Raw genomic sequence first — 13,730 nt, 5'->3', positions numbered from 1 at the left:
CCTCCAGGTAACATTGAAAAAGGGAGGCGATGCTAACCCGGTTTTTGTAACCATTCCAGAGCTTGAGCGGACTCCTCTTCGGGAAAGGGACGTACCTCAGCACTGATGAAGTGACAGGCAAGGTTGGGCATAAAGCGGAGGATAGGATTATCGGTAACCACGGCTATCCGGCGGATATGCCGTTGATGCTCTCGAATAAAGCGGAAATGAGAGATCATTGCGACAAAGCTCTCCCAGCCAGCGAAATCTCCCGCATTGACTAGCAACCCCTCTATACGTCCCCGCTTGCTGATGATCGGATCAACTTGCGCGGCTAGCAACTGGAAGTCCTCAACGGTTAACTTCCCAACTGGTCTAACCTCGAGTATTCGATCACCCTGATGCCAGATATGCTCAATCATATTTTGAGAATGCGGCAGGGCCACACTTCTGTGCGGCCCTGCTTTTCGCTTAGCTCGATGTAGCTGAGTCATTACTATTGGTCAGTTATCATTACTTTCCATCCCCTCATCCTGACCGGTATCTGCCTCTGTATCTGTTTCAGTGCCATCGGCAGAGGCATCCATATCGTTAGTCGCTCCCTCTACAGCATCATTGGCTTCCTTCGTAGCATCATCTACGACCTTATCCGCTTGCTGATTTAGGTCGCCGCCCGAGTTATTGCTCGCGTCTGGCATGGCGCTAGAATCATTAGCATCCGGGCTCATGTTGCCATCTGCACCCATATTGTCTGACCCAGACATAGTAGCGTCAGGTGAGCTCCCGTTATCTGAAGACCCCGGAGGAGCGGGATCGGTTGAGTCAGAGTTCTGGGGCATTTGGGAATCGGGATTGCCCATACCATCAGGGGAATCCGAGGTATCTGCTGGGGCCATTGAGCCACCGCTACTTCCTCCACTAGAGGGGGTAGAGGATCCCCTCATCTGTTCACTCTTCTGCTCCTGCTCCATCGAGTTATAGGCTTCTTTAGCCTTATGCTCGCCGCTGCGCGACATAAAATAACCGATGATCAGTAATAAAATGATCAGGGGAATCAGTAACTTCTTCATATCTGGACCTCTCGACCCCAGGCAAACTCAAAAGAAGACATTAATCATTAAAATCGAGCCGGTTACACAGTGCTGGTCGGTGTACTTTCTCGATAACAATCCCAAACCCTGACACTCCAGCCTGTTTACAACGGTGTGCAACTTAATGAGATGCAGCGCCTGTAAAAGAAGGTCGCGCCAATACTGATAAGAATAACCCGCCTTTGGGGTTCTTCAAGGGGGAGAGCCACTTCGTAGCAGGTTGGATTGCTGTAAAGAAAGAACCAGTTACAACTGATAGTTCTAACAGGTCTGCAAGAAAGCAACTTCTTAGCCCTGTTTAATAAACTTATTAAGTTGGGCAAGTATCGCGGTGGCGTCTGACTCAGCAATAACCGCCTCACAACTCCTCAGGTGTAACCTTCCGTAGCTATCCAAATTCGCAAAAATCAGATAGTTTTCACCTTGCTCCAGCTTTAAATCGCAGGATTCAAATCCCAGGCGGAAGGTGATCTCTCCACCCATTGGCCCCTTCCAAACCTGGCTGGGAACGGCAGAGTAGATATAGCCTGATATGGCTGTAATTCCCTCCTCAGACAGTGCGCTATCCACATCCCTGTGAACATCAATAATTTCTACTTGCGCCACAACCTCAGCTTGGGCAAAACGTAATTCCAAATGAGCAGTAGATGCCGAAGCTATGTCCTCAGTCGCATGCGCCGTGCTACTCACTAGGAGATATAAAATAACACTCACGATTTTGGAAAATGTCTCACAGGATATTTTTTGCGTCACAACCCTCTCCTTACTTATGCTCTTATCGCAGTAGACATAGCACAAGTAATTAGGATCGGCTTACTCTTTTTTACAGAGTCTGAAGGATAGCTAAGAGGTGAGGAAATTTGGCAGAAATTCCTCTAGCGTGAAAACCAATACAGTGGATAACCAAGCGGGCTGCTCAATGAGCAGCCCTGATAGCTATACAATCGGCCATTTAAATACCGGTATAGGTTAAGCGATAGATTTTATGGGCAAAATCATCAGAAATTAATACGCTGCCATCAGGCATTTCTAAAAATGCAACAGGGCGCCCATAGGTGGTTTCATCCCGCATAAAACCAGTGACCAGCGGCTTGTAATCCGTGACCTCACCATCTTTAACTGTCGCCATCATTACTCGGTAACCTGATTTTTTGCTTCGATTCCAGGACCCGTGCTCAGCAACCAACAAGTTCTGTTGGTATTCCTTGGGAAACTGCCCACCGCGATAAAAGTGAATTCCAAGAGGCGCCACATGGGCATCTAAATTTAATACCGGCTTGGAATAATCAGCGACCTTCTTACCCTGACCAAATTCCGGATCCGCAATATCGTCACCGTGGAAATAAGGATAGCCAAAATGCTCTCCTGCAAAGCTTACCTTATTGATTTCACAGGGTGGGATATCATCACCCATCATGTCCCGACCATTGTCTGAAAACCACAATTCATTAGTTTGCGGATGAAAATCAAAGCCAACGGAGTTTCTCACCCCATTTGCAATCACTTTTGTTTTCTTAGATTGCAAGTCCAGCGAAAATATTTTTGAGTAATTTTCGTTGGCATCACAGATATTACAAGGTGCGCCGACAGGCACTATTAGCTGCCCTTCACTATCAAAACGCAAAAATTTCCAACCATGATGCCTGTCCGCTGGAAACTGATCGTAAACAACCTCAGACTTCGGTTTGTCAAGATTTTTATCAATCTGGGGGAAGCGAATAATCTTATTGACATCAGCCACATATAAATCGCCATTTTTATAGGCAATACCTGTCGGCGCTTTTAAATCATCCATCAATAGCCAACGCTGATCAGCTACACCATCATTATCTGTGTCCTTGAAAGCATAAACTTTTTTCGCGCTGAAAGAACCAGAAAATACTGTACCCGACTCAGAACGCGCCAATTGACGAGCCGTCTCAACATCTTCTGCAAAGTAGCTGAGCTTAAAGCCCTCGGGTACCTTGAGGTAATCAAGGTCTATCTCAGCACTTGCAGAAGCTGCAAATAACAAACTGGCCAAAAGTAAGTATTTCATATTTATATTCTTGCAAAATATAAATATTAACTAAAAGTGAAGATGTTGATCAACTCAGAGGTTCAGGCATACATGAGCATTCATGCTTAAACCCTGAAAAGCCGCCTCCCATGTCGAAGATAAGCCAAAAATCAACGAAATCCAGTATTCTCAAGCGAACTGTTTGCGGTATTTACTGGGAAGAATACCTTTCTGCCGAAGAAACGCCCTTCTCATTTGTTCCTGCGACGAAAAGCCACACTGGGTTGCCACTACATCCTGACTAATCCCTGCCTCCAATATTAACTGACAGGCCTTCTCAACTCTAACCTGCTCCAAATACCGAGCCGGAGTTACACCTATTTCGCTTGTGAAGCAGCGAGAAAAATTTCGGGGGCTCATTGCTTGTTTTTTGGCCAAAAAATCAACGCTGAGAGACTGCTCTAAGTTTAGGTTTATCCATTCCAACAACGGGGAGAACCTATTATTTTTTAATTGTGCCTGTAAATAACTACTGTACTGACTCTGATCACCATCACGCTTCAGGTACAAAATCATTTCCCGAGCAACTAAAAGGGCCAGTTTTCGACCGAAGTCCTCCTCAACCATAGCTAAGGCCAAGTCTATCCCTGCACTTCGCCCTACAGAACTGTAGATTTTCTTATCTCTCACAAAAATCGCTTTGTCATCTACTTCAATATCTTTATATTTTTTTAGATCACCGATGTATTTTTCATGGGTTGTAGCCCGATGCCCTGATAAAACTCCAGCCTTGGCAAGTACCAATGTACCACTTCCGCTAACCCCTATCCTCTCAACTTCCTTTGCCTTAACTTTCAACCACTCAAGAAACTGACTGTCATCCGTTAAGTCAAGGCAACTTTTCGCAGTACCACCACCAACTAAAAGAGTATGGATGGAATCAGCCTCGTAGAAACATTTATCTGGATGTACTTTCAGGCCAGTAGTTACTTGCCTCGGCTCCTTGCTTGCAGCCAAAAATTCAATTTTATACAGCTGATCTTCGCCATACCCAAAATCGGCCATTTGTTTATTAGCAAACGTAAACACCTCAGCTGGACCTGTGATATCCAGGCACTGGGCACCAGAACAAATAATGATCGATATCGTTCTCTTTTTACTTTCTTTAAGGCCCTGGTATGGCGATAGAAGACTACTTTTCACGGCAAACACCTACAACTAACTTATCAACCCAGAAGGGTTCTTTATGTTTTCTCGCAAATCTAACTTGGCGTAAAAAGGCAAAATAACTCGATGGAATTAAGTGACTTTGCGTTAGGATGTACTAACCTTGCATATTCTGTAAAGCAATATTGATATTACCTTAAAGAATAACCAGTCACCCAAAATTTGGGGCCTTTTAACTGATCAAATTTCATCCCACTTGTACTAACAAGCTGTACCAATAAAACTAACAACCTCAATTGGTACAGATGAACCAATAATTATTTCACTTACACAACGATAAATAGTATTTTCCACCCTAAAAATTTTGGCGTCTTTTGCATGCACACCAGCAAATGATTGAAGACTGTTTTTTTGACACATCTAAATAAAATGCCAATTAAGGACCCACAACACTGCCTCAATTTTTCCACCCCGCCCCACAGACCGGGCCTGGGTGTAAAACAATCACCCAAAATTAAAAAAACTCCAAATCACAAACAAAAAAAGAACAAAAACCTACTAGAAAAATTTAAATGTAATAAAATTGCAATAAAACACTAAAGCTAAGAACTATTTACCAACCCTAACATCCAACCACTCAATCAATAGCTTTACGATCGATTCAGCAATTAGGCGCAGCTACTACATCTACCGCATGTTAAGTGAGACCCCTTTCTTTACCTGAGCCACTAAAATTCTAAACTCTTCCCTTAAGAGGAGAGTCAAGGCTTTAAAAGTTAAGAACTCATTGTGTACTCTTCTCAGAACCTACTTTTAGCCAACACCTTCTGCCAAGATCACCGCTACCCCTTATTAATTACCAACCAAAAGTTATCGAGATAGCCTTTCCATCTTATGGATAAAATCTTTTAGTGAAGAACTGAAAATGACATAGACCTTCATGAAAAGAGCTTGAAGCCCTCAGCCCCAATATGAATCTCACAAAACATTTAAGTAATGAAGCTTGACGATCATCACAGGCCCACATCTTAAGACTCATCATTTCCAACCAAAAGGACAAGCTTCCTGCAAAATTTTACTTTATCGTCTCTTAAAACCAGCCAGGTTCACAATCACCATTATTATATTTCTGCAGCGTATAGATCAGCCATTTACAGCAGTGAAACCATGAAAAACAATACTTATGAAATTCTTTACCCATCTCAATGTGTCGAATTAATTCTCCGACGAGACAGACACAAACATCCATCCATCCATCCAACAACTAAATTACCAATCGAAGTGGCGAATGAGGGAAGGAACAACCTCCACTATTAACACAACCCTAAAATCTGGCGCTACACCCTTCGAATTAGAAGTATTTATGCGATCCTTTGCCTGGGGGTACTAATCAAAACTGATTCCACCAACTAAACACCTAAAAACATCCGCGACAGAAAAAACAATAAAAACTTACGACTCACACCACTTCAACTTGCACAGGTGTACCAACATAAAAAGCTGGTCAAAAATATAAATCACATAAAGTACAAATCCAGAAAATAATAAAACTAAGAAATTATTATTAGCGCCAACCCAACCCTAGACAACTTAATTTTCGGACTTTCCTGCTTACTTGACGGCCAATGCTCTAAAAATCAAAAAGCAAGCAAATCTATCTCTGCATACATGGCCACAAAATCAATTATTCATAGGTAGAAAATATGATTGGCAAATGATCTCTATAAAAATGTTGGCACGTCTAATTTTTAGCAGTCGAACAAACTGAGACATCAAAGAACTGATAAGCAATCTCGTTTGGCTCACAAAACAATCTCTAAAAATTTACTTAAATCAAACTAATGCTAAATCTTAGGGTCGCTAGATTTATATAAGTCTGAAAACAAGACAACACGGAAATCCAAAGATGAGCCTTGATCTAAATAGAATGGTTTGAGCGGCAACTACAAAAACAGCTCGGAAAAGATTCTGAAGATGGCAAGAGGATAAGTGAGAAAGCTTTCTCTCAATACGTCATCCTCTGAGTAACCAGGGATCAAAGCCGGAAACTCTTTGCAGGGACAAACAAATTGCGGATTAAGGGAATAGTTAAGAAATTGAGCAGAATAATAAAGGGAATTTATGAAGGGGTGTAGTGCCCAAACCGAACAATCTGGGCACTATCAACAAAAGAACGACTAAAGGTAGAAATTATCTGACCTGATCGTTATAAAGGCAGTAGTTCCAACTCAACTCGGCGATTGGCCTGACGCCCAGCTTCAGAGTCATTACTGGCAATAGGATAACGCTCACCGTAACCTACCGCCTGTACCCGACCTGCAGAAACGCCCTGACCGCTGAAGAAGCCAGCAACGGAATTAGCACGCTGTTCGCTCAAGCTCTGGTTGTACACATCTGAACCAGTGCTATCGGTATGGCCGCTGACTCGAATTGCAGTTTTATCAAACTCCTGCAATACAACAGTGACCGATTCCAGAGTGTCATAGAAGTCTGTACGAATATCTGCGCGGTTAGTACCGAAGGTAATGTTACCAGGCATGATCAGGCGAATATTATCACCTTCACGCTCAACACGTACGCCGGTACCTTCCAGGCGCTGACGCAACAACATTTCCTGACGATCCATATAGTAACCAATGCCACCACCGATCGCCGCGCCACCCAGGGCACCAGTCAAGGCTCCCTTACCACGGTCTTTCTTACTGGCAGTAGCGACACCAACGATCGCTCCAGTTACAGCTCCAATTCCAGCCCCCTTGGCGGCATTACTGGTCTTACTTTCACCTGTGTAAGGGTCCAATGTGGAACAACCAACCATCGAACCCAGTGCCAGGGCTGCTACCCAATATTTCATTATTGGCTCTCCTAACGCATTTTTAAGTAACGGGTATTGAGCTACACATGTCTTGTGCAATCTCTGTATTGTTCAACACACTATCTGACTGGCGGCTGAACCAACCCAATGAAATTTTCCATAGACTAAAGCGAATTTATTGTCAGTTCTACTGACTAGTCCCCATTACGTACTAACTATTCATAACTACGTACCAATGACGGACAAAGTAGCGAGCAAGAAGTGATCAGCTTTCCGGTCTTCCACAAAATCTGTGGATAAAACTGTGCACTAATAAGCTATCCATGGCGCCAGCCGGCGTAAACTCTCGCCTACAGCGTTTTGCACATTTTTTAAACTCTTCAGTTTTCCTTTTAAAAACAACAAGTTAGAAATCTGCCTTGACGTCAAATAGCGGTGGATATCTTCTTGTTTGAGGGCAAATTTTACCAACTGCGTATGTGGAAAAGTTTGTCAATAGCCTCACGCTCCACTGAGGCAATTTTTTTAGACGCTTTTGTTTTTAAAGTCACCCCCAAGAGGCAGCGAATACCTCTATGTCTGTCACTTAGTAACAAAAAAAATTTCGTGCCAGCCCCTGTGGACTTCTATAAAAACCCTTTTGTAACCACTGAATTAGTAATGCGGAGGTTTTTCATCCAGCGGCTTGCCGGCCCCCTGCATCTCAAAAGCAATCGTCCGATACTTTTCGCCCAACTCGCGCATATGTGCGAGTAGAGTGCGAATATCCGTATCCTGACGAGTAATCACATCATTTAATTGGCTTATAGTGTCTTCCTGGAAAGCCAAACGGCTCTCCAGTTCATCGACCCGCTCTACCAGAGCCTTTATTTCTTCAGTCATCACAACAACCCGTAAAGAACATCTACCAGACCGACCGCTCGACGATCCATAAATAAGCTCTGCCCCAAACGAGTTGTCACGTATCCGAAGCCCAGCCCTCTTTCCGGATCAGCAAAGCCGACACTACCACCCGCTCCCGGATGGCCAAAGCCCTGGCTACCCCCAAAGCGCAAGTCCGCCGCGGAACTGCTGCGAATAAAGCCACAACCAAAACTCACCTCAGCCTGCAATACTTTATCGTGGCCATGACTCTGCTCCTTTGCCGCTTCATCTATCAACCGCTTGGGCAAAATAGTCGGCTCGTCACAGGTGAGTTCACCGTAAACCGCTGCCAGGTCTCTCGCACTGAAGTGGCCATTGGCTGCAGGAATTAAAGCACCGCGCCACTCGGAGCTATTGGTACCCATCATCAAGCTCACCGGGTTGCTAAATGCCATCGCAACAGGCCCTTTGCGGTCTTCTTTTATGGCGCGGCCAATGGCATTTTCCCGAAGCTCTGGTAAGGGTTGTTTCAGCGGGCTGACATCGGCAATTCTCTGCGAACGATGTCCATTTGCCCCAAAGCCCCCATCAAGATTGAGGGGTTTGGCTAGCAATTCCCGATAAAGTTCCAACAAGGGTTTTTCGGCAACCCTTTCAATTAATCCACCCAAGCTCCAGCCGTATAAAAATGGGGCGTAACCCTGTGCACTTCCGGGCTTCCACCAAGGCTCGCTGCCAGCCACCTGGTCGCAAGCCGCCTGCCAATCGTAAATCAAACTGTCTTTTACCCGCTCACGGAAAGCGACAAGTCCGCTGCGGTGGCACAGCAATTGGCGTGCGGTGACAGTTTCTTTGCCTGGGGCAAATTCAGGCCAGTAATCCGCTACCGGGCGATCCAAATCCAGTTTGCCTGCGGCAACTTGCTGCATCGCCAAAACTGCAAGAACGCCTTTGGAAGATGAGAAGACATTGGCCAATGTGTCTTCAGTAAATGGCCTCTCTGCACCCCGATCCGCACTTCCCGCCCATAAGGAACAGATTAATTCTCCATGCTGGCGCACGGCAAAGGCCGCTCCTGTATCACCGCACTCGCGAAAATTTCTGGCAAAAGCATCGTAAAGAGCCTCTAAACCAGGGGCACAAAAGCCGTATATGTCCATGTATTTACGTCCAGATAATTCGGATAACTCTGTTGCAAGCCCGCAAGGGTAGTTTCTTCCACTCTGCGGCGCAAATCGGTAGTATTGCGCGCTCATAGCGAGGGATAAATATGACTCAGGAAAGCGCAATTCAAGATCAGATCCAGGGCAATCATTGCTTCGGCTGTGGTCCAGACAATGACCAGGGCCTGCGTATTAAAAGCTACTGGACCGAGAAGGATCAAACCCGCTGCGAGTTCCTTCCCAGCTCCCATCACAATGCTGGACCTGCTCAATATTTAAACGGTGGAATTATCGCTACGGTTATCGACTGCCATACCGTATGCACAGCCATCGCCGATGGTTACCTGCAAGCCGGACGAGCTGTCGGCACTGGTGACAAGATCTGGTATGCCACCGGCAAACTGGATATTAGCTATCTGGCACCGGCTGCCATCGATAAACCGGTCATTCTCGAAGCCACTATTGTTCAGCGCTCCTCCAAGAAAACTGTTCTGCACTGCAATCTCACCAGCAATGGACGCCTCTGCGCCAAGGCAGAAGTCATAGCAGTCCGCGTCCCGGATGAGTGGTAAAACCATAAGCTGATAAATGGCTGCCGGCCCTGTTTTGGCCGGCGGTGACAAAGGGCGAATAACTTACAGCGCTTCGCTCTCTTCCATATCCTCCAGGCGATGGCCGCAGAATTTGCAGTATTCCGCATCTGGGTCATGGGCACTACGGCTGCAGTTATCACAGCGCTGTTGCACTCGCTCCCGATGCATTTCTCCAGCCAATTCCGCCGTTAGAATGCCGGTAGGCACTGCAATAATTGAGTAACCAATCAGCATGGTCATTGCAGCAATGCCCTGCCCCAAAGGCGTTTGCGGAGAGATATCGCCATAACCAACGGTTGTGATGGTCACAATAGCCCAATAAACACTCGTGGGAATACTGGTAAATCCGTGGCCTGGCCCCTCCACCACAAACATCAGGGAACCAAAAATAATGCACATAACCAAAACACTGGAGTAAAACACCAGGATTTTGCGCCGGGCCAGCCCGAGGGCTCGCAACAAGACGTTGGCATCACGTAAGTAGCGAACCAGCTTCAGGATTCGGAAGATCCGCAGCACCCTCAACAGGCGAATCACCAAAAGATAGGTGGCGCCAGTATAGAGAAGCGCCAAGTAACTGGGGAGAATTGCGAGCAGATCCACAATCCCATAGAAACTGAAAATATATTTGCGGCGATTCACCGTGCAATATATCCGGGCGATATATTCAATGGTGAAGAGGCCAGTAAATACCCATTCCAGGCCGATGAGTAAGTGCTCATAGCGGTCGCGCACCGTACCTATGGAGGTCAGGAGCACCAAACCCACGCTGATCAGGATCGCCCAGATCAAAAAAACATCAAAATTCCGCCCTGCCCGGGTCTCGGTTCCGAAAATTACCTCATTGAGCAGTTTGCGACGTCCCGTCAACGCCATCTATCACCTCAACTACGCTGCTGTTTCATATTGCGGCAAAATTCTAACCTCTCAGGCTTCAGGGGTCGCCCCATTTTCAACATCGTTTACAGCGGCTTTGACATCCTGCGCACCTCGGGCACAATTCCCGGCATTTTCAGCAAATACCAACGGAGTATTCCCAATCATGGCTAAGGAGAATCGTCTCGTCTATTCAACTGACCTCGGTCGAATTAAAGAGGAATCCAGGACAGAGAAGCGCCGTGATGGAGATGGCATAGTTCGAATCCAAAGGGAAACCAAGGGCCGAAAAGGAAAAGGGGTGACTTGCGTGCGCGGGCTGCCAGGCACTGACAGCGAACTCAAGCTGCTCCTGGCAGAGCTCAAGAAGCGCTGTGGCTGCGGTGGCGCCCTCAAAGATGGGGTGATTGAGATTCAGGGTGACAAGCGTACTGAGATCAAAATATTCCTGGAATCTCGCAACCACACGGTAAAACTGGCCGGCGGTTAGCCGGCTTTAAGCAGTCGCAGTGGCTTTAACTGCAACTGCTTTTCCCGCTCCAAACACTGACTCAGCAAGGCGGCTAGCTGGATATGATAGTGCTCCAGAATCGCAGCGCGAATGTGTTTGCAACGCGATTCCATAACCTGCAGAGAATCCAGCACTTCCTGTCTCCCTTGTGGCAGCTGCCTGAAAGGCTCCCCCTGAGCTTTCAAATTTATTGCCACCGCCACCCCTTGCTCTCTTAATAGAGCCGAACTCTCCACTGCCGCTACTATGGCATCTATCTCCCGCAAAGACAGCGCCGTATATTTTTGCAGCAGTTCCCTTTCATTCAACTCTGGTGATAGGTGCTGGGCAAATATTGCCAGCGAGTGGCTATAACCGGCGAGCCGATCCAGATGTGGTGCCAAGCTATCGTAGGCGGCCAAATGGCGCAGCTGGTTCCTGGCTGTCTGGCGCTGATCCGTGGGCATAGTTACCAGGGATAGACACAGGCGCTGATAGAAAACACCATAAATCTGCTGTAATTGCTTGTGTGACTCCTCCAGTTCAGCGCGCTTAACAGCGATCTGCTCTTGAGCTCCTGCAAGGCTGGCCCCCTTCAAGCAAAAGTCTTCAGCGGTAAAAGGGATTTTGCCGCGTATCAGCGCCGCTCCCAGCTGCATTGTAAAAACCCTGATCTGCAAGTCCTCCCGGCGTCCACGCAAATCACGCAACTCCACCAGTTTACTGCGCAGCCAATCGATAGTGCCCTGCAGATCCAGCGCCTGCATTTCCGCAGAGGATGGCCTGCGCAGAGGCATCAGGGTCAAGGGCGCCAGGCGATTGAAATACTCGTCCAGTACCTCAGCAGACTCCTCTGACTCCTTACTTGAACTCAGTAAAAGTCGGTTTTCGACCATCTCACAGTCTTTGCCAGCAACTTCAGACGTCACAGCGGTTGCCAGCCCGGCAAAGTCCACAAACATGGATTGCAGGGGTATCGCAGATCTAACCTGCCCCACAAATTCCCGCTCAATCAACACCGTTACACATTCACTGTCGATCGCCTGCTGAATATCCCAGGGGTCCCTGGCCTGTGTCATAGCAGCCTCAACCACATCGCAGGTATCAACATCCAGGTTCTCCTGCATCCAGCGGACGGCATCGGGAATATTTGCACAACTGCGTCCCAGCGCCTGGGCTTCGCGATTAATTTCTGCCACTAAAAGATCTGCGTGCACTAACCGGTGCCACTTCCTGGCGAAGTCTGCCAGAGCATCACTACCTATTATCTGCGCCGCAACACCGTCAGCCCTCTCCTGTAGCATTACGGCGCTGCCTGCGGTTAAGCGGCAATGCAGTGCCTCCAGGCGCTGCAAGATAGGGAGCAAAATATATCCACCAGTCACTAGCATACGGTGAAATGGCGCGGCCAGTGGTCCGGGGGCATTCTCCGGGCTAACAACACTGCGCTCATTTTCAAAAGCCCACTGCATCAGTTCCAATCGCTGCACAGTGCCGTAAGTTAACCAACCAAGTGCGCCGAGCAAACGGCCGCGATAGAAGGCGAGCCCCCTACCCACGAGTGCCAGGACCTCCTTTCCGTCCAATGAGGCGACGCTGGCAAGCCCTACCGTAAGTGGTAAATTCTGCCTAAAAACCTGGAGAAATCCCGGTTGGGACAGAATATGGGAGTCTGCACTTACAAAGACCTGGCTGATCTTTGGCAGCCCTAACTTATCGACCAATGAATTAATTAACTTCAAGGCCTCCTTACCTTCAGAGGGCAACAGCTGACGGGGCTCCGATGAATCTCGCAAACGGGAGGATAAGCAGAAAAATGGCCAGACAAACAGCAGACCAACAAGCAGGGCGAGAAGTACGGTTAAAATACTCAGCGACACCCCCACCCAAGTAAGTTCTCCCTGCCAAACAGCCATAGGGATTTGCCATAGGGCATATCCACTGAAGAAAACACAAGCGAACAGTACCAACCAGAATATTGAAGGCACGATTACTGCTTTGACCACTCCCCAAACTGCCTTGCCCTGACTGGTGACACTGTCAGCCTGTAATCGGCCTGCATCAGATAAATACCACTCAACCGAATCCTGGGAGCCTTCCGGCTTTATTGCTGGATTGCCTGCGGCAGGAGTGGATGAAACGACTTTCTGGGGCTCGTCTGCTTCGAGAGTTTTCTGGCTAACAGGAACAAAAGGATCAGTACCAGCGCGCGCCTTATCCGGCGCATCCACCGATGCAGCATTGACCTGGGCCTTGCGTCGCTGGGCGACTTTTATCTTTGCAATCAACTCGCGGTTATCAAACCGTCCCGCCGGACAAACCTCCACTCGCAGGCCAATTTTCTGCAGACTGGTGCGAAACTCCAGCGCCTGGTCAGAAACCAACCGATCTTTAATTACCCAGCCTTTTAGTAGCAGCCTGCGCGCCTGGGGCTCCGAGATAGAGAACAACTTCGCCACATCCCGGATAACCGGACCCGGTTCTTTGGCGTGAAGTGTCCTTCCCGTGGAAACCACCTGGTACAAATCCTGGCCCGCCATCTCCCTCTCCTGTCACCAAGTGACGCAAATTGTCACATTTATTACATCTTGCGCGGAGAGTAAAAGATTCAGAGAAAATCAGTTGCGCACCAGTTCTCACCAAGCCAGTTCAAAAACAAAAATGGCAGGAAAGAAGGCAAAGTTCACAGTTTT

At 47.4% G+C, this 13,730-nt stretch carries 12 protein-coding genes; 2 read left to right on the top strand and 10 right to left on the bottom strand.

Annotation, left to right across the window (positions count from 1 at the left end):
• Nucleotides 1-32: 32 nt before the first annotated feature.
• From ACG1BZ_RS09960 to ACG1BZ_RS09925, 8 genes are all read right to left on the bottom strand, one after another.
• Nucleotides 33-401: an STAS/SEC14 domain-containing protein gene (locus ACG1BZ_RS09960; RefSeq protein WP_413665487.1), complete on the bottom strand. Its 369-nt coding sequence runs from the start codon at nt 399-401 to the stop codon at nt 33-35.
• 81 nt (nt 402-482) lie between these two features.
• The gene (locus tag ACG1BZ_RS09955) at nt 483-1,049 is read right to left on the bottom strand and encodes a hypothetical protein (protein WP_413665486.1); all 567 of its coding nucleotides are present in this window, start codon (nt 1,047-1,049) and stop codon (nt 483-485) included.
• Nucleotides 1,050-1,358: 309 nt separating this feature from the next.
• Complete coding sequence (locus ACG1BZ_RS09950) at nt 1,359-1,823, bottom strand: hypothetical protein (RefSeq protein ID WP_413665485.1); 465 nt, start codon at nt 1,821-1,823, stop codon at nt 1,359-1,361.
• A gap of 199 nt (nt 1,824-2,022) precedes the next feature.
• On the bottom strand, nt 2,023-3,108 hold the full coding sequence (locus ACG1BZ_RS09945; RefSeq protein WP_413665484.1) for a PQQ-dependent sugar dehydrogenase: 1,086 nt from the start codon (nt 3,106-3,108) through the stop codon (nt 2,023-2,025).
• A 150-nt stretch (nt 3,109-3,258) separates the two neighbouring features.
• Entirely contained in the window at nt 3,259-4,272 is a 1,014-nt protein-coding gene (locus tag ACG1BZ_RS09940) for a GlxA family transcriptional regulator (protein ID WP_413665483.1), read from the bottom strand.
• A gap of 2,170 nt (nt 4,273-6,442) precedes the next feature.
• Complete coding sequence (locus tag ACG1BZ_RS09935; RefSeq protein WP_413665482.1) at nt 6,443-7,090, bottom strand: OmpA family protein; 648 nt, start codon at nt 7,088-7,090, stop codon at nt 6,443-6,445.
• Nucleotides 7,091-7,705: 615 nt separating this feature from the next.
• The gene (locus ACG1BZ_RS09930) at nt 7,706-7,933 is read right to left on the bottom strand and encodes a SlyX family protein (protein ID WP_282933169.1); all 228 of its coding nucleotides are present in this window, start codon (nt 7,931-7,933) and stop codon (nt 7,706-7,708) included.
• The gene (locus ACG1BZ_RS09925) at nt 7,933-9,075 is read right to left on the bottom strand and encodes a serine hydrolase domain-containing protein (protein WP_413665481.1); all 1,143 of its coding nucleotides are present in this window, start codon (nt 9,073-9,075) and stop codon (nt 7,933-7,935) included. The genes ACG1BZ_RS09930 and ACG1BZ_RS09925 overlap by 1 nt, the downstream gene beginning before the upstream one ends.
• Before the next feature lie 110 nt (nt 9,076-9,185).
• Between ACG1BZ_RS09925 and ACG1BZ_RS09920 the strand changes: the two genes are divergently transcribed.
• On the top strand, nt 9,186-9,650 hold the full coding sequence (locus ACG1BZ_RS09920) for a PaaI family thioesterase (RefSeq protein WP_282933171.1): 465 nt from the start codon (nt 9,186-9,188) through the stop codon (nt 9,648-9,650).
• 63 nt (nt 9,651-9,713) lie between these two features.
• Here the strand turns inward: ACG1BZ_RS09920 and ACG1BZ_RS09915 are convergent, their stop codons facing one another.
• On the bottom strand, nt 9,714-10,547 hold the full coding sequence (locus tag ACG1BZ_RS09915; protein ID WP_413665480.1) for an ion transporter: 834 nt from the start codon (nt 10,545-10,547) through the stop codon (nt 9,714-9,716).
• A gap of 166 nt (nt 10,548-10,713) precedes the next feature.
• Between ACG1BZ_RS09915 and yciH the strand changes: the two genes are divergently transcribed.
• Nucleotides 10,714-11,037, top strand: coding sequence for a stress response translation initiation inhibitor YciH (yciH, locus tag ACG1BZ_RS09910; RefSeq protein ID WP_413665479.1), 324 nt, complete (start codon nt 10,714-10,716; stop codon nt 11,035-11,037).
• On the opposite strand, the gene ACG1BZ_RS09905 is transcribed toward yciH, so the two are convergent.
• Nucleotides 11,034-13,577, bottom strand: a complete 2,544-nt coding sequence (locus ACG1BZ_RS09905; RefSeq protein ID WP_413665478.1) for a hypothetical protein — start codon at nt 13,575-13,577, stop codon at nt 11,034-11,036. The genes yciH and ACG1BZ_RS09905 overlap by 4 nt on opposite strands.
• Nucleotides 13,578-13,730 lie beyond the last annotated feature (153 nt).

Origin of the sequence: Microbulbifer sp. CNSA002 (assembly GCF_047324085.1) — a bacterium.
Lineage (GTDB): Bacteria > Pseudomonadota > Gammaproteobacteria > Pseudomonadales > Cellvibrionaceae > Microbulbifer.
This window is presented reverse-complemented; position numbering and strand designations above follow the sequence as displayed.

Coding starts and splice junctions, on each gene's coding strand:
- ACG1BZ_RS09960 (WP_413665487.1), bottom strand. CDS start 401: ATGATTGAGCATATCTGGCATCAGGGTGATCGAATACTCGAGGTTAGA.
- ACG1BZ_RS09955 (WP_413665486.1), bottom strand. CDS start 1,049: ATGAAGAAGTTACTGATTCCCCTGATCATTTTATTACTGATCATCGGT.
- ACG1BZ_RS09945 (WP_413665484.1), bottom strand. CDS start 3,108: ATGAAATACTTACTTTTGGCCAGTTTGTTATTTGCAGCTTCTGCAAGT.
- ACG1BZ_RS09935 (WP_413665482.1), bottom strand. CDS start 7,090: ATGAAATATTGGGTAGCAGCCCTGGCACTGGGTTCGATGGTTGGTTGT.
- ACG1BZ_RS09930 (WP_282933169.1), bottom strand. CDS start 7,933: ATGACTGAAGAAATAAAGGCTCTGGTAGAGCGGGTCGATGAACTGGAG.
- ACG1BZ_RS09925 (WP_413665481.1), bottom strand. CDS start 9,075: ATGGACATATACGGCTTTTGTGCCCCTGGTTTAGAGGCTCTTTACGAT.
- ACG1BZ_RS09920 (WP_282933171.1), top strand. CDS start 9,186: ATGACTCAGGAAAGCGCAATTCAAGATCAGATCCAGGGCAATCATTGC.
- ACG1BZ_RS09915 (WP_413665480.1), bottom strand. CDS start 10,547: ATGGCGTTGACGGGACGTCGCAAACTGCTCAATGAGGTAATTTTCGGA.
- yciH (WP_413665479.1), top strand. CDS start 10,714: ATGGCTAAGGAGAATCGTCTCGTCTATTCAACTGACCTCGGTCGAATT.
- ACG1BZ_RS09905 (WP_413665478.1), bottom strand. CDS start 13,577: ATGGCGGGCCAGGATTTGTACCAGGTGGTTTCCACGGGAAGGACACTT.